25 protein-coding genes are annotated in these 22,975 nt (G+C 73.1%); 10 read left to right on the forward strand and 15 right to left on the reverse strand.

The window, feature by feature from the left end:
• The gene (locus BKE41_RS32115; RefSeq protein WP_245295945.1) at nt 1-366 is read left to right on the forward strand and encodes a hypothetical protein; all 366 of its coding nucleotides are present in this window, start codon (nt 1-3) and stop codon (nt 364-366) included.
• A 127-nt stretch (nt 367-493) separates the two neighbouring features.
• On the opposite strand, the gene BKE41_RS11070 is transcribed toward BKE41_RS32115, so the two are convergent.
• Both BKE41_RS11070 and BKE41_RS11075 read right to left on the reverse strand, forming a co-directional pair.
• The gene (locus BKE41_RS11070) at nt 494-934 is read right to left on the reverse strand and encodes a DUF1489 domain-containing protein (RefSeq protein ID WP_012318928.1); all 441 of its coding nucleotides are present in this window, start codon (nt 932-934) and stop codon (nt 494-496) included.
• Nucleotides 935-1,049: 115 nt separating this feature from the next.
• Complete coding sequence (locus BKE41_RS11075) at nt 1,050-2,363, reverse strand: hypothetical protein (protein ID WP_070999381.1); 1,314 nt, start codon at nt 2,361-2,363, stop codon at nt 1,050-1,052.
• Between the two features lie 149 nt (nt 2,364-2,512).
• Here BKE41_RS11075 and BKE41_RS11080 point away from each other — a divergent pair, with 149 nt between their 5' ends.
• From BKE41_RS11080 to BKE41_RS11105, 6 genes are all read left to right on the forward strand, one after another.
• Nucleotides 2,513-3,688 (forward strand): MFS transporter, encoded by a 1,176-nt coding sequence (locus BKE41_RS11080; protein WP_070999383.1) that lies wholly within the window; start codon nt 2,513-2,515, stop codon nt 3,686-3,688.
• A gap of 48 nt (nt 3,689-3,736) precedes the next feature.
• Nucleotides 3,737-4,891 (forward strand): MlaE family lipid ABC transporter permease subunit, encoded by a 1,155-nt coding sequence (locus tag BKE41_RS11085; RefSeq protein ID WP_070999385.1) that lies wholly within the window; start codon nt 3,737-3,739, stop codon nt 4,889-4,891.
• 10 nt (nt 4,892-4,901) lie between these two features.
• Nucleotides 4,902-5,711 (forward strand): ABC transporter ATP-binding protein, encoded by an 810-nt coding sequence (locus BKE41_RS11090; RefSeq protein ID WP_012318932.1) that lies wholly within the window; start codon nt 4,902-4,904, stop codon nt 5,709-5,711.
• A 131-nt stretch (nt 5,712-5,842) separates the two neighbouring features.
• Nucleotides 5,843-6,925, forward strand: coding sequence for an MlaD family protein (locus BKE41_RS11095; RefSeq protein ID WP_012318933.1), 1,083 nt, complete (start codon nt 5,843-5,845; stop codon nt 6,923-6,925).
• Nucleotides 6,926-7,046: 121 nt separating this feature from the next.
• Nucleotides 7,047-7,625, forward strand: a complete 579-nt coding sequence (locus tag BKE41_RS11100) for an ABC-type transport auxiliary lipoprotein family protein (RefSeq protein ID WP_012318934.1) — start codon at nt 7,047-7,049, stop codon at nt 7,623-7,625.
• Between the two features lie 331 nt (nt 7,626-7,956).
• Complete coding sequence (locus tag BKE41_RS11105; protein ID WP_348628365.1) at nt 7,957-8,853, forward strand: helix-turn-helix domain-containing protein; 897 nt, start codon at nt 7,957-7,959, stop codon at nt 8,851-8,853.
• 34 nt (nt 8,854-8,887) lie between these two features.
• Here the strand turns inward: BKE41_RS11105 and BKE41_RS11110 are convergent, their stop codons facing one another.
• From BKE41_RS11110 to thiE, 3 genes are all read right to left on the reverse strand, one after another.
• Complete coding sequence (locus BKE41_RS11110) at nt 8,888-9,514, reverse strand: XRE family transcriptional regulator (RefSeq protein ID WP_012318936.1); 627 nt, start codon at nt 9,512-9,514, stop codon at nt 8,888-8,890.
• A gap of 147 nt (nt 9,515-9,661) precedes the next feature.
• The gene (thiD, locus tag BKE41_RS11115; RefSeq protein WP_012318937.1) at nt 9,662-10,477 is read right to left on the reverse strand and encodes a bifunctional hydroxymethylpyrimidine kinase/phosphomethylpyrimidine kinase; all 816 of its coding nucleotides are present in this window, start codon (nt 10,475-10,477) and stop codon (nt 9,662-9,664) included.
• Nucleotides 10,474-11,220 carry a thiamine phosphate synthase gene (gene thiE, locus BKE41_RS11120; RefSeq protein WP_029361399.1) on the reverse strand — a complete coding sequence of 249 codons (747 nt, stop codon included), beginning with the start codon at nt 11,218-11,220 and terminating at the stop codon, nt 10,474-10,476. Before thiE ends, thiD begins: the two co-directional genes overlap by 4 nt.
• 217 nt (nt 11,221-11,437) lie before the next feature.
• Here thiE and BKE41_RS11125 point away from each other — a divergent pair, with 217 nt between their 5' ends.
• Nucleotides 11,438-12,433 carry a membrane protein gene (locus BKE41_RS11125; RefSeq protein ID WP_012318939.1) on the forward strand — a complete coding sequence of 332 codons (996 nt, stop codon included), beginning with the start codon at nt 11,438-11,440 and terminating at the stop codon, nt 12,431-12,433.
• Nucleotides 12,434-12,768: 335 nt separating this feature from the next.
• Here the strand turns inward: BKE41_RS11125 and BKE41_RS11130 are convergent, their stop codons facing one another.
• The 5 genes from BKE41_RS11130 to BKE41_RS11150 all read right to left on the reverse strand — a co-directional run bounded on the left by BKE41_RS11130 (nt 12,769) and on the right by BKE41_RS11150 (nt 16,446).
• Nucleotides 12,769-13,050 (reverse strand): DUF333 domain-containing protein, encoded by a 282-nt coding sequence (locus BKE41_RS11130; RefSeq protein WP_083374342.1) that lies wholly within the window; start codon nt 13,048-13,050, stop codon nt 12,769-12,771.
• Between the two features lie 13 nt (nt 13,051-13,063).
• Nucleotides 13,064-13,882, reverse strand: a complete 819-nt coding sequence (gene panB, locus BKE41_RS11135; RefSeq protein WP_012318941.1) for a 3-methyl-2-oxobutanoate hydroxymethyltransferase — start codon at nt 13,880-13,882, stop codon at nt 13,064-13,066.
• A 121-nt stretch (nt 13,883-14,003) separates the two neighbouring features.
• Entirely contained in the window at nt 14,004-14,600 is a 597-nt protein-coding gene (locus BKE41_RS11140) for a rhodanese-like domain-containing protein (RefSeq protein WP_012318942.1), read from the reverse strand.
• A gap of 2 nt (nt 14,601-14,602) precedes the next feature.
• Complete coding sequence (locus BKE41_RS11145) at nt 14,603-15,442, reverse strand: quinoprotein dehydrogenase-associated SoxYZ-like carrier (protein ID WP_070999389.1); 840 nt, start codon at nt 15,440-15,442, stop codon at nt 14,603-14,605.
• Nucleotides 15,443-15,483: 41 nt separating this feature from the next.
• Nucleotides 15,484-16,446, reverse strand: a complete 963-nt coding sequence (locus BKE41_RS11150) for a quinoprotein relay system zinc metallohydrolase 2 (RefSeq protein ID WP_012318944.1) — start codon at nt 16,444-16,446, stop codon at nt 15,484-15,486.
• A gap of 149 nt (nt 16,447-16,595) precedes the next feature.
• Between BKE41_RS11150 and BKE41_RS11155 the strand changes: the two genes are divergently transcribed.
• On the forward strand, nt 16,596-17,162 hold the full coding sequence (locus tag BKE41_RS11155; protein WP_070999391.1) for a TetR family transcriptional regulator C-terminal domain-containing protein: 567 nt from the start codon (nt 16,596-16,598) through the stop codon (nt 17,160-17,162).
• Here the strand turns inward: BKE41_RS11155 and queC are convergent.
• The 4 genes from queC to BKE41_RS11175 form a co-directional block, all read right to left on the reverse strand.
• Nucleotides 17,149-17,868, reverse strand: a complete 720-nt coding sequence (gene queC, locus BKE41_RS11160; protein ID WP_012318946.1) for a 7-cyano-7-deazaguanine synthase QueC — start codon at nt 17,866-17,868, stop codon at nt 17,149-17,151. The genes BKE41_RS11155 and queC overlap by 14 nt on opposite strands.
• The gene (queD, locus tag BKE41_RS11165; RefSeq protein WP_012318947.1) at nt 17,858-18,214 is read right to left on the reverse strand and encodes a 6-carboxytetrahydropterin synthase QueD; all 357 of its coding nucleotides are present in this window, start codon (nt 18,212-18,214) and stop codon (nt 17,858-17,860) included. The genes queC and queD overlap by 11 nt, the downstream gene beginning before the upstream one ends.
• A gap of 99 nt (nt 18,215-18,313) precedes the next feature.
• Entirely contained in the window at nt 18,314-19,267 is a 954-nt protein-coding gene (locus BKE41_RS11170) for a dihydrodipicolinate synthase family protein (protein ID WP_029361237.1), read from the reverse strand.
• Nucleotides 19,268-19,371: 104 nt separating this feature from the next.
• The gene (locus tag BKE41_RS11175; protein ID WP_029361236.1) at nt 19,372-20,049 is read right to left on the reverse strand and encodes a GntR family transcriptional regulator; all 678 of its coding nucleotides are present in this window, start codon (nt 20,047-20,049) and stop codon (nt 19,372-19,374) included.
• A gap of 117 nt (nt 20,050-20,166) precedes the next feature.
• Between BKE41_RS11175 and BKE41_RS11180 the strand changes: the two genes are divergently transcribed.
• On the forward strand, nt 20,167-21,756 hold the full coding sequence (locus tag BKE41_RS11180) for an ABC transporter substrate-binding protein (RefSeq protein ID WP_070999392.1): 1,590 nt from the start codon (nt 20,167-20,169) through the stop codon (nt 21,754-21,756).
• A 138-nt stretch (nt 21,757-21,894) separates the two neighbouring features.
• Here BKE41_RS11180 and cobT read toward each other — a convergent pair whose 3' ends face one another.
• Complete coding sequence (cobT, locus tag BKE41_RS11185) at nt 21,895-22,923, reverse strand: nicotinate-nucleotide--dimethylbenzimidazole phosphoribosyltransferase (RefSeq protein ID WP_041372593.1); 1,029 nt, start codon at nt 22,921-22,923, stop codon at nt 21,895-21,897.
• Nucleotides 22,924-22,975: the final 52 nt, after the last annotated feature.

The raw sequence follows: 22,975 nt of genomic DNA on the forward strand, positions 1-22,975 counted from the left end.
GTGGCGGCCGCCGAGACCGGGCGGATCGCCCTCGACACGATCTCGACCGACATCGCCAAGATGATCGAGCACCGGACCGCGGTCGACCTGTGGGAGCGGTACCGCCGGGGTGAGCCGAACCTGTTCGACCCGCGGATCTACACGCCGCAGGGCCGGGCGACCTTCGCGGAGATCCAGCGCCGCTACAGGACCGACGCGGAGTTCCGCCGCAGCGTCGACCGCTACGTCAGCGAGTTCGAGCGCCTGCTCGGCGACGTGGTCAAGAACGACAGCGACGCCAAGCGCACCGACGCCTACCTGACCTCGGAGACCGGCAAGGTCTACACCATGCTGGCCCATGCCAGCGGGCGCTTCGACGGGGCGTAGGACCGATCCCGCCGGGGCCGTTCGCGGCGCCGGCGGGGCACACGCCGGGGACGACGAGATCCGTCGCACCCGCCCCCGCATCCTGACGTTGCGCGCGGGACCGGGCGGCGCGGGCGCCGCCCCGCCCTCACAGCAGGCCGAGGCCGACCAGTTCGCGCCGCAGGGCCTCGGGCATCTCGGCGAGGTCCCCGGAAGCCTCGGCCCCGAGATCGGCCGGCGCGTCGCGCGCCGTGAGGTAGCGCCAGCCCTGGAACGGCCGGTAGGGCCGGGGCGCCACCGGGACGAGCCGGGGATCGAAGACCAGGCGGCAGCGCGGGATGCCGTCCTCCCCGGTGAGCGGCTCGATCGCGGTGATCGCCTGCCGGCAGGACAGCGTCCCGCGGATCACCCAGTAGATCGAACCGTGGCCGGTGATCTCCCGGTGGCGCTTGGGCAGGGTGCGGGTGACGTGGAACGGGGCCGCTTGCCGGCCGTCCCGGAGCGCCTCCTCCCGGAACCGGGCCTGCCGGGCCTCGAGGTCGGCGATGGTGGCGGGGCCGACGCAGAGCTTGATCAGGTGCAGGGCCACGGATGCGCGTGCTCGGGGTTGCCGGGGGCGCCCCTGATAGCAGGGTCCGCGCCGGCGCGCGCCTGTCGAACCGCCCCGCCGCGCGGCGTCGGCGCCGAGGCCCGGTCGGAGCCTGTCAGGCGAACAGCGCGAGCCGCTGTTCCGGCGTCAGCGCGTCGATCTCGGCGAAGCTCAGGGCCGGCTCCTCCGGCGGCATCGCCGGCTCGGGAGCGGCCGCGACGGTCTCGCCCCAGGTGAGGTCGGCCACGTCCCGCGCGATGTCCTGCGCGACATCCTCCTCGACATCCTCCTCGACATCCTCCTCGACGTCCGTCTCGAACGCCTCCTCGATCGCGGTGGCGGCCTCCGGCGCGTCCGCGGCGGACGGATCGGCGACGGGAAGGGGGGCGACGTCCGGAGCCGACTCCGGCTCCGGGGCAGCCTCGAGATCGACCGCCCAGTCGGCTACCAGATCGGCCTCCAAGCCGGCTTGCAAGTCGGCCGCGGGTGCGGCCTCCGGCCCGTCCCCCGCCGCGGCGGCGAGGTCCGGTCCCGGGGCGAATGCCAGCGCGGCCGCTCCCGTCGGCTCGGACACGGCGTCCGGCTCGGCCTCCGCCGCCGGCTCCAGCGCGGCCGGCACTTCGGCCGCGACCTCTGTCTCCGGCTCGATCTCCGGCGCCCGGGCCTCCGCCTGGACCGGCAGGAACACCAGGTCCTCGTGCAGCGCCGGGCTGCCGGGGCGGGCCACCAGGGCCGCCACGGTGACGGCCGGCACGTCCATGGCGATGTAGCGGTCGATGTCGCTCTGGTTCAGATCGGCCGGCTCGCCGTCCGGCCGCGCGCCCCGGTGGGGCGGCACCCGCACCGCGTCCTCGCCCCAGATGGCGATCATCGCGGAGACCCGGTCCTCCAGGTAGCGCAGGGTGTAGACGATCCGGGCGGTGCGCTGCGCGGTCAGGTCCTGGAAGGAGCAGGCCGTGTAGATCGCGGTCGCGTGGCGGTCGAGGGCGTCGCAGGCCTGCGCGTCGGCCCCGCGCTCGCGCAGGGTCCAGGCCGCCTCCTGGATCGACTCGGCGGCGCTGAGGATGTCGGAGGTCGCCTGCTCGGTCTCGCGCACGATGGCGTCGAGGGCGAGGGACGCCTGCGTCAGCCGGGTCTCGTCGCCGTTCGGGGCGTTGAGCGCCGCGATCTCGCCCTTGGTCCGGCTGATCGCGTCGGCCATGTCGAGGAGGTTGCCGCGCAGGTGCCCGAAGGCCTCCTGCCCGCGGTCGGCGGTGACGCTCCGCTCCAGCCGCGCGATCGCCCCGAGCAGCACCTCGGTCTCGGCACCCCGGTTGCGCCGGGCATACTCGGCGAGGAACCAGCGGCCGCGCTCGCTGGCGCTGATCGTCGCCTCGATCGCCTCGTACTCGGCCGACGCGTGCGCGCTCGGGTTGACGGAACCGAACATGGGTCTCTCTGGACGCTCGATGCGGGCGCGGCGGCGGCCCGCCCCGGTGCGCACCGATACCCGGGAATTTGACAGAGGCCCTTTAACGGGCGCTTACGGACGCCCTCCCGGTTCCGCCTCCGCCCCCTCCCCGCTCGTCGAGACCCGCCTTGCCCCGCCCGTCCGGCCCGGCGCGCCTGTCGCTGCTCTACGCCGTGGTGTTCACCGAGATCGGCATCGCGATGCCGTTCATGCCCCTGTGGCTCGACGCCCTGGGGCTGGATGCCCGGGTGATCGGCGTCCTCCTCGCCCTGCCGATCGCCACGCGGATCGCCGCCACGGCGCCGCTGATGAGCCTCCTCGACCGCGGCCTCGGCCCCCGGCGGCTGATCCTGCTCGGCAGCCTCGCCCTGAGCCTGACCTACGCGCTGATGCCCGCCGCGGCCGGGATCGCGTGGCCGCTGCTGGCCGGGCTGATCGTGCTCAACGCGGTCGCCGGCGCGCCGCTCGTGCCCTGCATCGACTACCTGACGCTCGCCGCCGTGCGCCGGGATGCCCGCCTCGCCTACTCGCGGATCCGGATGGCGGGCTCCATCGCGTTCCTGCTGGCGAACCTCGCGGGCGGCGTGCTGCTGACGGCGCTCGGCGGCCGGCTCGCCGTGCCGCTGCTCCTGACCGGCCTCGCCCTCGGCGCGGCGCTGGTGGCGTGGCGCAGCCGCGCGGTGGCGGCCCTGCCGCCGTCGGCGGAGGGCGACGGCCGGAAGCGGCTGCCGCCCAGGCTCTGGCTGTGCATCGGCGCGGCGGCCGCGATCCAGGCGAGCCACGGGGCGATCTACGGGTTCGGCAGCATCTACTGGACCGGCCAGGGCATCCCGCCCGCCTGGGTCGGCGCGCTCTGGGCGATCGGCGTGCTGGCCGAGATCGCCCTGTTCGCCGGCCTGCCCGCCCTGCCCGCCGCCTGGCGCAGCCCGGTGCGGCTCCTCGGCGCCGGGGCCGTAGCGGCGATCCTCCGGGCGATCGGCATGTACTTCCTCGGCGACCATCTCGCGGCGCTGGTGCCGCTCCAGTGCCTCCACGGCCTGACCTTCGGGGCGACGCAGCTCGGCGCCATGGCGGCGGTCTCGGCCTACGCCCCCGACGGCGCGCGGGGCCGGGCGCAGGGCACCCTCAGCGCGGTCAATGCCGGGATCTCGGTGGTCGCGACCCTGGTGAGCGGCGTCGCCTACCGGGCCGGCGGCCCCCTCGCCTTCCTGCTGATGGCGCCGCTCGCCGCCGCGGGACTGGGCCTCGCCCTGGCCTCCCGCCGCGCGCTGGGGGTGCGGTTGGAGACGGATCGTCAACCGTAATGTCGTCATAACCGCCGGGCAGGGTGGTGCCTCGATCGAGGAGTAAGGGTGTTGCTGAGCGAGGGCAGTGTTCCCGGCGCCTTGGCCGGCGCCGCGCTGCGGGACCGGTCGGCCGACGGCCGCCTGGCGCTCGACGGCCGCTGGACCGCCGACCAGGCCCCGACCGTCGAGGCCGCGGCCGCGCGCATCGCGGCGGCCGGCCGGACCGGGCCGGTGGCGGTCGACCTGTCGAGGATCGAGCGCCTCGACACCCTGGGCGCCTGGGTCCTGGAGCGGACCCGCGCCGAGATCGAGCAGGCGGGCAGCGCCCTCACCTATCTCGGCGCCCGCCCGGAGCACCGCATTCTGCTGGGCGAGGTCCGGCTGCGCGAGCCGGACGCGCCGCCGCCGCGGCGGCACGGCCCGGTCGTCGGCCTGCTCGACGCCACCGGCCGCCGCACCGTGCAGGGCGGCCACGAGTTCGTCACCGCCCTCGCCTTCCTGGGCGAATTGATCGCCGCCTGCGGGCGCGTCGCCCTGCGGCCCGGCACGTTCCGCGGCAACGCCCTGATCAACCAGATCCAGCAGGTGGCGCTCAACGGCACGCCGATCATCGTGCTGATCTCGTTCCTCGTCGGCGGCATCGTCGCCCAGCAGGGCATCTTCCAGCTCCAGCGCTTCGGCGCCCAGACCTTCGTGGTCAACCTGATCGGCCTCCTGATCCTGCGCGAGATGGGCGTGCTGCTCACCTCGATCATGGTCGCGGGCCGCTCCGGCTCGGCGATCACCGCCGAGATCGGCTCCATGCGCATGCGCGAGGAGGTCGACGCGCTCCGGGTCATGGGCCTCGACCCCGTCGAGATCCTGATCGTGCCCCGGGTGCTCGCGCTGATGATCGGCCTGCCGATGCTGACGCTGATCGGCGACCTCGCGGCGCTCGCCGGCGGCGGCCTCACCGCGATGCTCTACGGCGGCCTGACCCTCGACCAGTTCCTGGTCCGGCTCCAGGCGGCGGTGGGCGTGCACCACGTCATGGTCGGCCTGATCAAGGCGCCGTTCATGGCGCTGACCATCGGGGTGATCGCCACGATCGAGGGCTTCGCGGTCGAGGGCTCCGCGGAATCGCTCGGCCGTCACGTCACCGCGTCGGTGGTGAAGTCCATCTTCATGGTCATCGTCCTCGACGGCCTGTTCGCGGTGTTCTTCGCCGCGATCGACTTCTGAGGCCGCCGCGATGGATGCCCCGATGACCGCCTCGCCGAATGGCCCCGCGCCGATCATCCGCGTGCGCGACCTCGTGGTCGGCTTCCGCGACCGCAACATCCTGAAAGGCCTGAGCCTCGACATCCGCGCCGGCGAGATCCTGGGCTTCGTCGGGCCCTCGGGCCAGGGCAAATCGGTGCTGACCCGGACGATCCTGGGTCTCAACCCCAAGCGGGCCGGCACGATCGAGGTGTTCGGCCGGGACGTCGACGCGTTGACCTACGCCGAGCGGCGCCGGATGGAGCAGCGCTGGGGCGTGCTGTTCCAGCAGGGCGCCCTGTTCTCGGCGCTGACCGTCAAGCAGAACATCCAGGTGCCGATGCGCGAGCACCTGAACCTGTCCGAGCGCCTGCTCGACGAGTTCGCCCGGCTCAAGATCGAGATGGTCGGCCTGAAGCCCGACGCCGCCGACAAGCTGCCCTCGGAACTGTCGGGCGGCATGATCAAGCGCGCGGCCCTGGCCCGCTCCCTGGCGCTCGATCCCGAGATCCTGTTCCTGGACGAGCCGACCTCGGGCCTCGACCCGATCGGCGCGGGCGAGTTCGACGACCTCGTCTCGACCCTCAAGGAGACGCTGGGGCTGACCGTGTTCATGGTCACCCACGACCTCGACAGCCTCTACACCGCCTGCGACCGCATCGCGGCGCTCGGCGACGGCCAGATCATCGCCGCCGGCACGATCGACGAGATGCTGGCGAGCGACCATCCCTGGCTGCGCTCGTACTTCCACGGCAAGCGCGCCCGGACCATCGCCACGGGCGGCGCCTCGGCCCATGCCTGATCCGATCCCTGATCCGATGCCTGATCCGATGCCCGGTCGCCGCCCCACCCAGATCCCGCCCTGCTCCCGTCCGGGAGCCGGGGCTCCAGGCCCGGCCGGATCTCCGCCGGCCAGAACCGCAGGTTGAGCGCATGGAAACTCGCGCGAACTACGCCCTGATCGGGGCCTTCACGATCGCCGTCATCCTGGCGGGCTTCGGCACCGTGCTGTGGCTCTCCGGCGGCTCGTCGCGGCAGGTCAGCCAGCTCGTCCGCATCGTCTTCTCCGGCTCAGTCGGGGGCTTGTCGCGCGGCTCGAGCGTGAACTTCAACGGCATCAAGGTCGGCGAGGTCACCGATATCCGCCTCGCCCCGCAGGATCCCCGCCGGGTGCTCGCCACGATCAAGGTCGATCCCGCGACCCCGCTCCGGGCCGACACCCGCGCCCGGCTCGACTCGGCGATGCTCACCGGCGTCTCGGTGATCTCCCTGTCGGGCGGCAACGCCGACGCGCCGGTGCTGACCCCGATGGCCAACGGCGAGCCGCCGACGATCTTCGCCGATTCCTCCGACATGCAGGACATGATGGCGCTGGCCCGCCAGGTGGCGCAGCGGGCCGACGACATGCTGGCCCGCCTCGACCGGCTCGTCTCCGCCAACGAGGGGGCGATCAACCGGTCGCTCGCCAATGTCGAGACCTTCTCGAAGACGCTGGCCGATGCCGGCCCGAACATCTCCGCGCTGGTCAAGGCCGTGGACGGGGCCAAGCTCGGCCGGGTGATCGACAACGCCGACCGCTTCTCGGCCGCCCTGTCCAAGGCCAGCCCCGACATCGAGGCCGGCCTGCACGACGCCCGGCTGCTCGCCGGCAAGCTCAGCGCCTCGGCCGACAAGATCGACGCCGTGCTCAACGGGGCCGAGAGCTTCCTGGGCTCGGCCTCCGGCCAGGAGGGCTCCAGCACCTTCGCGGAGATCCGCGCGGCGGCGATCTCGGTGCGCGACGCCGGCAAGGCGTTCCGGACCATGTCGGAGAACCTCGACAAGCGCACCGCCAGCATCTCGGCCAATTTCGGCCGGCTGAGCGGCACCGGCCGCCGGGAGGTGGAGGCCCTGTCGGGGGACGGGCAGCGGACGCTGAGCACCCTCAACCGCACGGTGCGCAGCCTGGAGCGCGACCCGAGCCAGGTGATCTTCGGCGGCAAGCCTTCGTTGCCTGAATACAACGGTGGCCGGTGAAATGCCGCGTCGCCGGGCGGATGTGTCCCGGCGCACGGCACGGATGCCGCGGCGGATTAGTTTTAACCGCATAGCTTATACAGCTCCGCCGTTCGCCGGCGGGGTCCCTCAGGTCATGCGTATGGTCCGCTCGTCCCACATCGCCGCCGCCGCGCTGCTCGCCGCCTTCCTGGGCGGCTGCGGCGGCGCGGCGCCCCTCACCTTCGACCTCGCGGCGCTGCCGGCCGCGGGGCGGCCGATCGCGGCCGGCCGCTCGATCGTGGTCTCGGAGCCGGTGAGCATCCAGCCCTTCGAGGCCGACCGGATCATCGTCCGCGAGAACGGCGGCGCCCTGTCCTTCCTGGGCGGCGGCCAGTGGGCCGACCGGCTGCCGCGCCTGATCCAGACGCGGCTCATCCAGAGCCTGGAGAATTCCGGGCGGCTCCGCTCCGTGAGCCGGCCCGGCGACAAGGTCGTGGCCGATTACCAGCTGATCAGCGAGATCCGCGCCTTCGACGTGCAGTCCGGGACCGGCGAGGCCGTGGTCGACCTGTCGCTGAAGCTCGTGGCCGACGGCACCGGCAAGGTGGCGGCGGCGCGGATCTTCACGGCCCGCGTCCCGGTGTCCAAGATCGATGCCGGCAGCGGCGCCCGCGCCCTCGATCAGGCGCTGACCGTCGTGCTGGCCGACGTGGTGCGCTGGGTGAACAGCGGGCGCTGACCCCTCCGCGGCCGGCCCGCGCCGACGCCCCCGCCGGGGCGGGGCGCTCGCGACGGAACGTCTTCCGAATGCCAGCCGTGCGGATCCGCTCCACGGCCCGACAGGCGCCACGAGTGATGGGACGGGCCCGACGGTCCATCAAGGGCGCGCGGGATTTCCCGCCGATCAATCCGTGTCCCGCGGCGGCGTGCGTGGACGGGGCGCGGTTGCGGTTCGCAGCAATCGCGGTCATACGGCTGCCGCGATGCAGACTCTGTTCTCAACCGAAGGTGTATCGGAGAAGGATAGGTTTCGCCTGTGGCGAGACGTCTGCGAAGATCGCCTGGTTCCGATGGCGCAGGACCGTCTCAACGACGATCCGTTTCACGCGACGATCGAGGGAGCCAGTATCGGCGGCCTGGTCTTCACGAAATTCGCGCTGCGCAACCTGCGGGCGGCCACGACGCCGCGCACGCTTCGCCATGAGAACCACAAGACTGACCACCTGTTCATGAGCATCGTGCTCTCGGGACAGGTCCGCGCGGATCAGTACGATCGGTCGAGCACGGATCGGGTCGGCGACTTCTCGATCCGGGATACGAATACACCCTGGACGATCGAGCACGGCGGCTACAGCGAGGTGCTGGCCATCGGGATCCCGCGGGAGCGGCTGGAGGGGGCTCTGGGCTCCGCACGCCTGTTCGCCGGCGTGACTGTCGGCGGCGATCTGCCGACCGCGACCCTGACCCGGTCGTTCCTGGGCAACCTGCTCAGCCTGGGCGACCGGCTGACGCCCCAGGTGGCCGAGAGCATGGTCTCCACGGGGCTCGACCTCATCGTCGCCAGCCTCGCGGAGCGGCTCGCGCGGGAGGCGCAGCAGCCCGTCCAGGACAGCGTCGTGGTGCAGCGCGCCCGGGCCTATCTCGAGGCCCATCTCCACGATCCGACCCTGGACCCGCCCCGGCTCGCGGCCGCGGCCGGCGTGTCCCTGCGCCGGCTGCAGGCGCTGTTCCGCGCGCAGGACCGGCACATCGCCGACTGGATCTGGCACCGCAGGCTCGAGGCGGCCGCCAAGCGCTTGGCCGATCCGGGCTGCCTCCACATGCCGCTGGGGACCCTGGCGTATGGCTGCGGCTTCCTCAGCCAGTCCCACTTCTCCCGCCGCTTCAAGGAGCGCTACAGTCTGAGCCCCCGCGACTACCGCATGCGCGCCCTCGCGCCGGGCGCCGCCGCCAGTCCGGAGCGCTGACCGGGGGCTTGACCGGGGGCTCGGCCGGGCCGCCTCACTCCATCACGGCGGCCTTCATGATCACCACCATGGTGGCCCGGGCCGGGCCGTCCGTGCAGCGCACGAGGTGGGGCCGGTCGCAGCGGTAGCGCAGGGTCTCGCCGGCCCGCGCCCGCTGCACGACGCCGCCGATCTCGACCTCGAACGCGCCCTCGGTGACCGAGAGGGATTCCACCGAGCCGCGCTGGTGCGGGTCCGAGTCGAGGACGCCGCCCGGATCGGCCGTGACCTCGTACCATTGCAGCCACTCGATCGTCTTGAGCCAGCCGATGATCGCCAGCCGCACCTTCCCGTCCTCGGAGACGAGGATCGGCGTGTCGGCCCGGGAGGTCTTCTCGATGAACGGCTCCTCGTCGCCGGCCGCCAGCACCCGCTCGATCGACACGTCGAGGGCCTGGGACAGGCGCCAGATCGTCGCCAGCGTCGGGTTGGTCTCGTTGCGCTCGATCTGGCTGATGATCGACTTGGCCACGCCGGACTGCTCGGCGAGTTCCGAGAGCGAGAGGTTGTAGGCCTTGCGCAGCCGCTGGATGGTCTTGCCGAGCTGGCCGGAGAGCGCCTGCGCCCCGGTCAGCAGGTCGCGCCCGCGCGCCCGGTCGGGCCGTTCCGCCTGATCCTGCATCGTCCCCGATCCGCCTGCACCGTTCCGTTATCCGAACGATCGTGCGCTTCTTCAAACGCAATCGACGCCCTGTTGCAAGGCGGCGCCCGGCGCGCGCAGCGGCGTGCGCACCGGAAAGCGCCGGCCCAGGACCGGCCCAGGACCGGCCTAGGACCAGACGGCGTGGAAGTGGTGGACCGGCCCGTGCCCCGTTCCGACCGCGAGGCTGTCCGCCGCCGCGAGGGCGGCCGTGAGGTAGGCCTTGGCCTCCGCCACCGCCTCCGGCAGCGCCAGGCCCTGGGCGAGGCCCGCCGCGACCGCGGCCGAGAGCGTGCAGCCGGTGCCGTGGGTGTTGCGCGTCGCGATCCGCGGCGCCGACAGGGTCCGCAGGGCGCCGTCCGCCGTCACGAGGTGGTCGATGCTCTCCCGCCCCGTGCCGTGGCCGCCCTTGATCAGCACCGCCCTGGCGCCGAGGGCGACCAGCCGGCGCGCCTGGGCCACGATCGCCGCCGCGTCCGCGGCGACGGGCTCGCCGAGGAGCACCGCCGCCTCCGGCAGGTTGGGGGTGATCAGGTCGGCCCGGGGCAGCAGCCGCTCGCGCAGCGTCGCCACGGCGGCGTCGGTGATCAGCCGGTCGCCGCTGGTGGCGACCATCACCGGATCGAGGACCACCGGGATCGCTCCGGCGCGCCGCGCCAGGCCTTCGGCGACCGCCGCGATCACCGCGGTCTGCGACAGCATGCCGATCTTCACGGCCTTCACGGCGAGGTCGGCGAACACGCTGTCGATCTGCCGGGCGACGAAATCCGCCGGCACGTCGTGGATGCCCTGGACGCCGATCGTGTTCTGCGCGGTCAGGGCCGTGATCACGCTGGCGCCGTAGACGCCCAGCGCCGAGAAGGTCTTGAGGTCCGCCTGGATGCCGGCACCGCCGCCGGAATCCGAGCCCGCGATCGTGACCGCGATGGGCGCCGGGCCGCTCATCGGGCGCCGGCCCGCTCCGCCAGGGCGCCGTCGATCCGCGCGCGCAGGTCGTGGGCGCGCTGGCGCACCGAGTCGGCGCCGAACAGGGCGGTGATGACCGCGACGCCGTCCGCCCCCGCGGCGACGACCGCGGCGGCGTTGTCGAGGCCGATCCCCGCGATGGCGCCGAGCGGCAGGCCGGCCCCACGGGCGAGGCGGGCGCGGAAGGCGATGCTGGCGAAGCCGTCGAGGCCCACCGGCGGGTCGGGGTTGTCCTTGCTGGTGGTGGCGAACACGCCGCCGATGCAGGCGTAGTCGACGGGCAGCCGGTACAGCTCGTCGGCCTGGGCGGGCTTCTTCAGGGTGAGGCCGATGATCGCGCCCTCCCCCAGGAGCCGGCGCGCGTCGGCCGGGTGGAGGTCGCTCTGGCCGAGATGCACCCCGTCGGCTCCGGCCGCCAGGGCGAGGTCGACGCGGTCGTTGACGAGGACCGGGACGCGGCCGCCCACCGCCGCCAGGATCGCCCGGATCCGCGCCAGGGCGGCGCGGGCATCGGCGATGTCCTTCTCGCGGTACTGGAGCAGGGTGCAGCCTCCCGCCACCGCCTCCGCGCCGAGTTCCGCCAGCCGCGCCCCGTCGGCGCCGCAGACGCCGACATCGAGGAGCCCGTAGAGGCGCAGGTCGACGGCCCGGCTGCCGGCCGCGGAGGACGTCGCGGGGGAATTCGCAGGGGAATTCGCGGGGGAAGTCGCGCTCGCTGGCATCGCTGTCGTCGCTCGATCCGCCTCGGCCGGCCCCGTGCCGGCCCGCCCCGGCCCCTGTTTGGGCAGGCCTCGCCGCGTTGGCAAGCGGCCGTCGGCGCGCGGTGCGTCGACGGGGCCCCCCGCTCCGTCATACGGCGGCGTTGACGCGCGGCGATCCTGCCCCCCTATAGGCGGGATCCGCTACGGCGCATCCCGGGGGACGGACGGTCGAGGAACGATGACGGGTGCCGCGACGCAGACGGACGCGCGCGGGGGGCAGGCCCCGCCGGAGCGCTCCTCCGTAGGCCTCGTCGCGGTGATCGTCGCCGCGACCAAGGGGGAGCCGCGCGCCCTGACGATCCGGGTCCCGGACCAGGCGCCCGGCCGCGGCGACGGCCTGCCGGCCGGTCCCCTCGTCCCCGAGCACGCCACGCTGGAGCGCGGCCTGCGCGCCTGGGTGGAGCGGCAGACGCACCAGCGCCTCGGCTACGTGGAGCAGCTCTACACCTTCGGCGACCGCGACCGCTCCGGCACGGCGACCCTGTCGGGGGTGCACTCGCTCTCGGTGGCCTATCTGGCGCTCGTCCGCGAGGAGCGGCCGGCGGGGCTCGCCGAGGCCGCGTGGCAGAACTGGTACCGCTACCTGCCCTACGAGGATTTCCGGCAGGGGCGCCCGCGCCAGCTCGACGCCATCGAGGCGCGGCTCGCCGAATGGGCGTCCGAGCCCGAGGATTGCGCCGCGCGGACCCGCCGCCTGGACCGCCTCGGCCTGACCTTCGGCATGAACGGCGGCACGTGGAACGAGGAGCGCGTCCTGGAGCGCTACGAGCTGCTGTTCGAGGCCGGGCTGATCCCGGAGGCGAAGGGCAATCCGGGCCCGGCCCTGCCGAACGACCCGACCGGCGTCCCCATGGCCTTCGACCACCGGCGGGTGCTCGCCACCGCGATCGGCCGGCTGCGGGGCAAGATCAAGTACCGCCCGGTGGTGTTCGAGCTGATGCCGCCGGAGTTCACCCTGCTGCAGCTGCAGAAGACCGTGGAGGCCCTGTCGGGGACGCAGCTGCACAAGCAGAATTTCCGGCGCCTCGTGGCCCAGCAGGGGCTGGTGGAGGAGACCGAGAGCGTCACCAGCGGCGCCGCCGGCCGGCCGGCGCGGCTGGTGCGCTTCCGCCGGGAGGTGCTGCTGGAGCGCCCGGCCCCGGGCCTGCGGCTGCCGTCGCGGCGCGCGGGGTGACGGCGGCGATCCGTCCCGCCGCGCGAGGGTGCCGAGCCCGCCGGCGTCGAGCGCGTCGCCCGCCAGGGCCGCCGCGACCGTCGCGGTCACGGGCTCGGTCAGGGAGGCGATCCGGATGACCGTGTCGGGGTCGACCGGCTCCCGTCCCGGCCGCGATCAGGCCGAGGGCGAGGCACGCGCGGACGCGGCGCCGGCGCGATCGGGTACGCCGCATGGGTCGTCGATCCCGCCTGAGAGAGCCCGCACGACGAGAGTGGCCTCGTCGGGCGGCCGAGATCACTCACGCCGGCCCGATGGCCACGGATGAGGACTGTTCGGGGACCGGGCCGGCCGGGCTACCGGAACGGGTCGGCGCCGGGTGCCGGCTTCACGCCGTGGAGCATCCGGTACAGCGTCCATTCCTCGACGATCTTCCGGCCCGGAAGGGCGCAGAGCCCGATCGTGCCGCCGTCGGGCAGCTTCGCGAGGATCGACTGCCCGCCCATCGTCGCGCAGAAGGCCGAGGCCGGATTCTCCAGCGCCCGCGCCGCTCCCGGTCCGGCGACCGCGGCGCAGACCGCGAGCGCCCGGACAGGCCACGCGGCGGCAGCGCTCCACGGCCCGATCACGCGCCTCATGGGCCGCCCTGCCCTACCCGTAGGTGTGGTCGTCGGCCGGGAACCGCCCGGCCCGGACCTCGTCGGCGTAGGCCTTCACGGCGTCCTCGATGTGGGTCCGCAGGCTCCCGAACTGGCGCACGAATTTCGGCGTGCGCTCGGACAGCCCGAGCATGTCCTCCAGAACCAGGATCTGCCCGTCGCAGACCGCCGAGGCGCCGATGCCGATCGTGGCGGCGGTGACCCGGGGCGAGGACGCGATCGCCCGCGCCACCGGCTCGACGATGCCCTCGAGCACGATCGCGAAGGCGCCGGCCTCCGAGATGGCGCGGGCATCCTCCAGGAGTCGGCGCTCGTCGTCCGGCCCCCGGCCCTGCACCTTGAAGCCGCCCATCGTGTTCACCGCCTGCGGGGTGAGGCCGATATGGCCCATCACCGGAACGCCGCGCTGGACGAGGAACGCCACCGTCTCGGCGAAATGGGCGCCGCCCTCCATCTTGATCGCGCCGGCGCCGGTCTCCTTCAGGACCCGGGAGGCGTTCAGGAAGGCCTGCTCCCGGCTCGCCTCGTAGGAGCCGAACGGCATGTCGACCACGACCAGCGCCTTCTCGGTGCCGCGGATCACCGCCTGGGCCTGGAGGATCATCATCTCCAGGGTCACGGGGATCGTCGATTCCATCCCGTGCATGACCATGCCGAGGGAATCGCCCACGAGGATGAAGTCGCAATAGGGATCGACGATGCCGGCCGTGTGGGCGTGGTAGGCGGTGAGCGCGATGATCTTGCGCCCCTCGGCCTTGCGCTTGCCGATATCGATCGCCCGGAGCCGTCGGGACTGCACGACCTGCGACATGGTTCAGACCTCATTCCGGCCACCCAGGACGAGGCGCGGGTCCCCTCTCCCGCCCGGGAGCGGGCGCGCCCGCTCCGTGAGCCTCGTTCCGGGCCTCTCTTACATGGCCCGGCGCCGCGGGTCAGCGCCCCGCCTGCGGCTCGGCACCCGCCTTCCAGTCCGGATCGACCGTCAGGTTCGCGGTCTCGTGCTGCTCCTGCCAGCCCTCGACCCCCTGCGGGAACCAGCGCACGCCGGTATAGCCCTTCAGCACCAGCCGCTTGGCGGCGTTCCAGCTGCCCCAGCACTCGACGTGGCAGAACACCACGACGGGCTTGGCCTTGTCGCCCCCGGTCAGGGCCGCGACGCGGGCGTAGAACAGCGCCTCGCGCGCCGGCGCCAGGGGCTCGGCGCCGGCCTCCGGCATCCAGACGGCGCCGGGGATCGACGGATGCACCGGCAGCCAGAGGCGGCCCTCCGGGAAGTTCGACGGCTTGCGGTCCGGCGCCGCCACGTCGAGCAGCACCGGCTTGTCGGGCCCGGCCATCAGGGCGGCGACGGCGTCGGCGTCGACCACCGCGGCGCCCTTGAGGGTCGGCGGCGTGTAGCCCTTCGGGGGACCGGCGTAGAGGCCCTCCGGCTCGGGCACGTTCACCGGGGAATCGGCCGGGGCCGCGGCGAGGCAGAGGAGCGCGGCGCAGGCCGCCGCGGCCCGGCCGGTCAGGAGGAGGCGCCGCATGGTCAGTTCGTCGGGCTCGGCGGGGTGAAGCTGTGCTGCCACTGGCCGCCCTGGTTGTCGGAGGCCGCCACCTGGATCGGCTTGCCGTCCGGCTTGAACGCGAAGTTGATCACCGGGTTCGACGCGATCGAGATGTCGCCCGTCATGGTGAAGACCGTCCGGTCGCCCGCCGAGACGGTCAGCTTGTCGATGTAGCGCGCCGGCGTGTAGTCGCGGGTCACCTGGTTCATCTGCATGCCGGAGAAGTTCGGGTGGCGGATCATCAGCGTCGCCTCGACGGGCTTGCCGGCCGCCGTCTCGGCGAACTTCATGCGCATGTCGCCCATGCCCTTCATGGCCTCCTCGTCGCTCATGCCCATCGGGGCCGAGCAGCCGCCGGAGGCCTTCACGAACTGCTTGGCCTCGTAGAGCTTGCCGTCCGTCGTCTCCACCACGGCGTGCATGTCGGTGTAGTTGTTGACCCGCACGCGCAGCTTCAGCTCCGCCGGGTCGGCGGCCGGCCCGAACTCGAACTTGGCCGCGTAGGGCGCCGGGTTGTCGTCGATGATCAGCGAGACCGCCTTGATCTGCCCGTCGTTGGGCATGGTCAGGGTGATCGGCACCAGGGCGGCGTCGAGCGCCCGGGCGGGCGCCTCGATCTTCACGAGGCTGTCGGTCGGGGCGATCTGGCGGTCGCCGAAGATCGACTTGGCGATCTCCTGCCAGCGGGCCGCCCGCTCCTGGTCGGTGTCGGAGGCGCCGGCCGCCCGCGCGGCGCCGGCGAGCGGTCCGGACAGGGCCGTGGTCGCCAGGACGAGGCCGAGGGCGAGGGTGGAGAAGGTCTGTCCGATCCTGTGCGTCATGGCGTGCCTCCCGATTGGCTTGGATATGGGGATCCCGAAACCTATTCCCACTCGAGTTCCTGGTAGGCCACGGTGACGTTGCGGCCGTTGTAGGTGTCGAACAGGGCCCACCTGTCGCGCTGGTCCGCCGCGACGCGGGTCACCGCCTTCTCGATGGGGACGTCCTTGGCGATCGCCGCCCGGGTGCCGTCGCGCAGGGCGGTCAGGTAGCCGGAGAGGTCGGCGAGCGCCGGGGCGAGGTCGACCGCGACGGGGCCGTGGCCCGGCACGGCCCGGGCGGGACCCATGGCCTTCAGGCGCTCGATCTCCCGCAGCCAGCCCTTGAGGCTGCCGTCGAGGGACGGGATCCGGTTCACGAACAGCAGGTCGGCGGGGAACAGCAGGCCGCTGCCGGAATCGATCATCGACAGGTCCGAGGTGGTGTGCGCCGGGCCGTGGGCCGTGAAGGTCAGGCGCCGGTCGCCGAGGTCGATCTCGGCCGTGTCGGCGACGCTCATCGTCGGGTAGACCACCGGACCGGTCCGGTCCTCGCCGAGCAGATCGATCAGCCGCTTGCGGTAGAACTCGCCCCGGGCCGCCAGCGCCTCGGTGAGCTTGGCGTGGCCGATGAAGACCGGCTTGTCCTGGACGAAGGCCCCCGCCCCGAAGACGTGGTCCGGGTGGACGTGGGTCAGCACCACGTGGGTGATCGGCTTGTCCGTGCGCTTGGCGATCTCGGCGCGCAGCCACTGGCCGTCGGCGAGGCTGCCGCCGGACTCGGTCACCACCACGCCGGTCCTGCCGACGAGGAAGCCGATATTGGCGATGGCGTCGGCATTCTCGGGCGTGGCGTCGGCGATCAGGCCCTTGCGCACGTACAGGCCCGGCCCGACCTCCTCCATCGTGAAGCTCTCGGCGGCGCGGCCCAGCGTCGGCAGGCAGCACAGGCAGAGCCCCGCGAAGAGGGCGTGCCGTCGCGTCGGCCCGGCGGCCAGCGTCCTCGGATGGACGGCTCGTGCCGTCATGCCGAAACCTCCCGATCTTGATTGTCTACCATTAAGTAGGTAGATTCGTCGACCGTCAAGGGGCCGCCGTGTGCCGGTCGCCGGGGCGCGTGCACGTTCGCGTGACTCCGTGCGATGATGCGGGTGGGTTTGGAGCGACGATCGCCGCGATGAGGGATACCCGCGCCGAGCTGCTGATGCAGGCCGAGACCCTGGTGCGGGGCCGCGGCTTCGCCGGCTTCAGCTACGCCGACCTCGCGGCGGCGGTGGGGATCCGCAAGGCGAGCATCCACCACCACTTCCCCACCAAGGTCGATCTCGGGGGCGCCCTGGTGGCGGCCTACGCGGCGCGCTACGCCGCGGCCCTGGAGGCGATCCACCGGGACGTGCCGGACGGGCCGGGGCGGATCGAGGCCTACGGGCGGCTCTATCTCGGCGGCGTCGAGCAGGGGCTCGGCTGCCTCTGCGCGGCGCTGGCCATCGAGGGCGAGGCCCTGCCCGAGCGCCTGCGCCGGGACATCGCGGCCTTCTTCGCGGACCACCTCGCGTGGCTGGAGACGGTCCTGCGCGCGGGCCAGGCGGACGGGAGCGTCCGCGGCGGCGCGGATCCGGCGGCGCTCGCCCGCTACGTCGTCGCCACCCTGGAGGGGGCGCTCCTGATGGAGCGCCTGTTCGCGAGCCCCGACGCCTTCCGGGGGACGCTGGCGGTGCTGGTCGACGGCCTCAGGCCGCAGTGAACCGGGCGTAGCCGTCCGCCCGCAGGCGGCAGGCCGGGCAGGTCCCGCAGCCGTAGCCCCAGGGATGCCGCTGCCCGCGCTCGCCGAGGTAGCAGGTGTGGCTCTCCTCGACGATCAGGTCGACCAGCGCCCGCCCGCCGAGGCTCTCGGCCAGTTCCCAGGTCTGCGCCTTGTCGAGCCACATCAGCGGCGTGTGCAGCACGAAGCGCCGCTCCATGCCGAGGTTCAGCGCCACCTGCAGGGCCTTGATCGTGTCGTCGCGGCAATCCGGGTAGCCGGAATAGTCGGTCTCGCACATGCCGCCGACGACGTGCCGGAGCCCCCGCCGGTAGGCGAGCGCCGCCGCGAAGGTCAGGAACACGAGGTTGCGGCCGGGCACGAAGGTGTTGGGCAGGCCCGACGCCTCGTAGCCGATCGCGGCCTCCCGGGTCAGCGCCGTCTCGGAGACCTGCCCGAGGGCGTCGAGGGCGAGCGTGTGGTCGTCCCCGAGGCGGGCCGCCCAGGCGGGGTCGAGGGCGGTCGTGCCCGCCCGCAGGGCCGCGCGGCGGTCGAGCTCGACCCGGTGGCGCTGGCCGTAGTCGAAGCCGAGGGTCTCGACATGGTCGAACCGGTCCAGCGCCCAGGCCAGGCAGGTGGCCGAATCCTGGCCCCCGGAGAACAGCACCAGCGCGGCGCGGTCGCCGGGCCCGACAGGGTCATTCGCCATCGTACTCCGCCCAGGACATCGGGGTCTCGGCGACACGCACCAGGGCAAGCCCCGGCAGGTCCGGCCGCAGGCGATGCCAGATCCAGGCCGCGATGTTCTCGGCGGTCGGGTTCTCCAGCCCCTCGATCTCGTTGAGGCAGTGGTGGTCGAGTCGGGCGAGGAGCGGCCCGAAGATCGATTCGATGTCGTAGAAGTCGATCACCCAGCCGGTCCGGGGATCGACCGGGCCGGCGACCGTCAGCTCGACCCGGTAGGAATGCCCGTGCATCCGGTGGCAGCGATGGGTCTCGGGCACGTTCGGCAGCCGGTGGGCCGCCTCGAAGGTGAAGGCTTGGGTGATCTTCATGGGAGGGTTCGCGGATGTGGCCGATCTCGCACCCGCCATAGCGCCGACGGGCGGTCCCGCGCAAAGACGGGCTGCCCTGCGTTCGGCCGCGGCCGGGGATCAGGCCCCGGCGGTCTCCTCCGACCAGCGCGCGTACCACGCCTTGAACAGGCGCAGCTGCGTCTCCGCGTAGTGGCGCTGACCGGCGCTCAGCGCGTCGGTGGCGTTGAAGTGGAGCGCGTATTCCGGGTTCCCCTCCAGCACCATCAGGTGCTTGTAGTAGAGGACGAGATCCGTCCCCTCGTCGAAGCTCGACAGGATCGCCAGGGCGGCGTCGAGTTCCTCGGCCCGGCGCCGGGCCGGGACGTCGCCCGCGGCGGCCTTCTCGCACAGGGCGACGAGGTGGAGCACCTCCCGCGGCAGGACGTTGCCGATGCCCGTGATGGCGCCCCGGGCGCCGCAATGGACGTAGCCGTGCACCACCTGGGTATCCACGCCGACCATCAGGGTGATGTCGGGCGACTGGCCGGTGATGTGCTCGGCCGCGTAGGTGAGCGAGGCCGCGCCGCCGAACTCCTTGAAGCCGACGAGGTGCGGGTGGCGGGCGCGCAGGCGGAAGAACAGGTCCGCCCGGGTCTCGAACCCGTAGTAGGGGCTGTTGTAGATCACCGACGGCAGGTCGACGGCGGCCTCCAGGATGCCGCCGAAATGCGCCTCCTGGGCCGCGGCCGAGCTGCCGCGCGACAGGACGCGCGGGATGATCATCAGGCCGTGGGCGCCGGCCGCCTTGGCGTGCGCCGCGAGCGCCGCGGCCCGCTTCGGGTTCTGCGCGCCGGTCCCGACGATCACCGGGACGCCGGCGGCGAGCAGCCGCTCGACGCCCGCCATCCGTTCCTCGTCGGTGAGCAGCGGCCAGTCGCCCATCGAGCCGCAGTAGACGACCGCCGACATGCCGGCATCGACGAGTTCCCGCCCCTTGCGCGCCAGGGCGTCGAGGTCGGGCGTCCGGTCCGGCCGGCAGGGCGTCATCAGGGCCGGGATCGTGCCGGAGAAGATGTGTCGATCGAAGGCCATCGCCGGCTCGCCTGCTGGGAGGTGGGATCGTCCCGGCCGGCCTTGCGGGCCTCGCGGGGCGGCACGCCTCTCCATGGCAGCGCCGCGCGAGTCTGGCAAGGATTTTATACAATCCCTGTCTCGTGGGCCGGGCCGGGCGCGGCCCCGAGGAACGCCATCAGCGCGGCGGCGACGTGGTCGATATGGTCGGTCAGGAGGGCGCGCGCGGCCGAGACGTGGCCGTTCCGGCACAGCCGGACGATCTCGCGGTGCTCGCGGTCGGCCCGCTCCAGCTCGGCGCCGTCGGTGGAGAGCTGGAGGCGGGTGTAGCGGTCGCACTCGGCCAGCAGGGAGCCGACCAGCCCGAGGGCGCGGGGACGCTCCGCCCGGCTGTAGAGGAGGAGGTGCAGCTCGGTGTTGAGGGCGCCCCAGCGCGCCGTCGCGCCCGCCCGCAGGGCCGCGGCGTACTCCTCCAGCAGGGCGTCGGCCCGGGCGAAGTCGTCGGCGGTCAGGCGGGGCGCCGAGAGGGCCAGGAGGCGCGGCTCGAGGGCGCCCCGGAGTTCGAGGGCCTCGGCGGCGTCCGCCGGCGAGAGGGGCGCCACCATGGCGCCGCGATGGGGCAGGATCCGGACGAGGCCCTCGGCCTCGAGCTGGAACAGGGCCTCGCGCACCGGGATCCGGCTGGCCCCGAACTCCGCCGCGAGTCCGTCCTGGCGGAGCTGCGAGCCCGCCGGGTAGCGGCCGTCGAGGATGCGCCGCCGGATCTCGGTCCCGATCGAACCCGCGATGGTCCGGTTCTTCATCGTCTCGCTCCCGGTCGGCTCCCGGTGCTCCGCAGGACCCTTGACGGCGGAGCTCCAGTGTTGAAATTGTATAAAATCAATCGGGCAACGGGCTCGATCAGGACAAGGGTGCCCGCGATGACGCTCTCCCGCCGCCAGATACTGGCCGGAACCGCCGGCGCGGCCGCCGGCCTCGGCCTCCCGCACCTGGTCCGGGCCCAGCCCGGCGGCAGCGTGCTGCGCTTCATCCCGTCGACGCCCCTGCCGTCCCTCGATCCGATCGTCGCCACGAGCTACGTCATCCGCAACCACGGCTATCTCGTCTACGACACGCTGTTCGCCACCGACGAGAATTTCCGGATCCAGCCGCAGATGGTCAGCGCGTGGCAGACCGCGCCCGACGGCCTGCGCTGGACCTTCCATCTCCGGGACGGCCTCACCTTCCACGACGGCTCCCCCGTCGAGGCCAAGGACTGCATCGCGTCCATCGCGCGCTGGTCCAAGCGGGACGCGTTCGGCCAGACCCTGGCGGGCTTCGTGGAGGGCTACGGCCAGGAGGACGCGCGGACCTTCACCATCGCGCTGAAGAAGCCGTTCCCCCTCCTCCCGGCGGCACTCGGCAAGCTGTCCTCCAACGTGCCGTTCATCATGCCGGATCGCGTCGCCCTCCAGGACGCGTCCAAGCCGATCGCCGACGCCACGGGCTCCGGGCCGTGGCGCTTCGAGGCGCGGGAATGGATCCCCGGCCAGAACGCGATCTACACCCGCCACGCCGGCTACCGCCCCCGCGAGGAGGCGCCCTCCTGGGCGGCCGGCGGCAAGGTCGCCAAGGTCGACCGGATCGAGTGGCTCGCCATCACCGAGGCCTCGGCCGCGGTGGGCGCGATGATCCAGGGGGCGGTCGACTGGTACGAGCAGCCGGCGATCGACCTGATCCCGGTCCTCAAGGGCAAGCCGGGGATCGAGATCCGCAACGTGCCGCTCGGGCTGATCCTGCTGATGCGGTTCAACCACACGCAGCCGCCGTTCAACAATCCCGAGATCCGCCGGGCCGTGATGATGGCCATGAAGCAGGACGACTACATGCAGGCGGTGGTCGGCAGCCCCGAATACTACCGGGAGGCCAAGACCTTCTTCACGCCCGGCTCGCCGATGTCGACCGGGGCCGGCGGGGCCGCCGCCATGCAGGCGGACCTCGCCAAGGCCAAGGCGATGCTGGCCCAGGCCGGCTACAAGGGCGAGCGCGTGGTCCTGCTGGCCCCGGCCGACCAGCCGATCGCCTACAACCAGTCGCTGGTGACCCAGGACCTGCTCAAGCAGCTCGGCATGAACGTCGATCTGGTCTCGACCGACTGGGGCAGCTTCATCGCCCGCCGCGGCAATCGCGGGCCGGTCGATGCCGGGGGCTGGTCCCTGTTCCACACCCTCTGGTCGGGGGCGGACGTGCTGAACCCGGCGCTGCACCCGCTGATCCGCGCCAACGGTCAGGCCGCGTGGTTCGGCTGGCCGGACGACCCGACCCTGGAGAGCCTGCGCAGCGACTGGATCGCCACCGGCGACGAGGCGCAGCAGAAGGCGCTCGCCGCGCGCATCGAGGAGCGGGCCTTCGCGGTCGTGCCCTACGCGCCCGCGGGCCTCGTTCAGCAGCCGATGGCCGTCAGCGCGAAGCTCAAGGGCATGGTCATGGCGCCCGTGCAGTTCTTCTGGAACATCGAGAAGACCGCCTGATCAGGGCGCTCCCGAGGACGGTTCGTCTTCGCGAGCGCAGCGAAGCAACCCAGGGCAGCGGGGCGCTGATGGGCGGGGCGCCGCTGGATCGCTTCGCGCCGCTCGCGAAGACGCGAGGGTGCGGATGCCCCTGCGTCTTCAGCCCGCGCCCTTCTCGGACACACCGGCCTGCGCGAAGGTCGCCATGCCGGTGTGGCAGGCGAGCGCGCCCTTCAGCAGGCCCATCGCCATGCCGGCGCCCGAGGCCTCGCCGAGGCGCATGCCGAGCGCCAGCAGCGGCACCAGCCCGAGCCGCTCCAGAACCTCGGCGTGGACGCCCTCCGCCGAGACGTGGCCGGCGAGGCAGTGGTCCAGGGCGGCCGGGTCGGCGGCGTGCAGCACGGCCGCCGCGGCGGTGGCCACGTAGCCGTCGATCACCACCGGGATGCGCTGCAGCCGCGCGGCCAGGATCGCCCCCGCCATGGCGGCGATCTCCCGCCCGCCGAGGCGCGCCAGGACCTGGAGCGGGTCGTCGAGGTGGCCGGCATGGTGCGCGAGCGCCGCCTCCACGGCCGCGACCTTCCGGGACAGGCCGTCCCGGTCGACCCCGGTGCCGCGCCCGACCCAGTGGGCGGGATCGCCGCCGAACAGGGCGGCGTAGAGGGCGGCCGCCACCGTGGTGTTGCCGATGCCCATCTCGCCGATGCCGAGGCAGTCGGTGCCGGCGGCCACCGCCTCCATGCCGAACGCCATGGTGGCGACCGTGGCGCGCTCGTCGAGGGCCGGCCCCTCCGTGATGTCGCCGGTGGGCATGTCGAGGGCGAGGTCGAACACCTTGAAGCCGAGGCCGTAGGCCGCGCAGATCTGGTTGATCGCCCCGCCCCCGGCGGCGAAGTTGTCGAGCATCTGCCGGTTGACCGCGTCCGGGAAGGCCGAGACGCCGCGGCGCGTGACCCCGTGGCTGCCGGCGAAGACGCAGACCAGCGGCCGGTCGAAGGTCGGCGGCGCCTTGCCCTGCCACGCCGCCAGCCACGTCACGAGGCTCTCCAGGCGACCCAGCGAACCGGCGGGTTTCGTCAGGGTCGCGTCCCGGGCCGCGACGGCGGCCTTCGCCTCCGCGTCGGGGCCGGGCATCGCCGTCAGCAGGTTGCGGATGTCGGCGAAGGGGCCGGGCTCGGGCGCGGTCATCGGGTCGGTCTTCGAATCGGTCATGGCGGCGATGATTTCCTGTGGGCGCCCC

Origin of the sequence: Methylobacterium sp. C1, from assembly GCF_001854385.1 — a bacterium.
Lineage (GTDB): Bacteria > Pseudomonadota > Alphaproteobacteria > Rhizobiales > Beijerinckiaceae > Methylobacterium > Methylobacterium radiotolerans.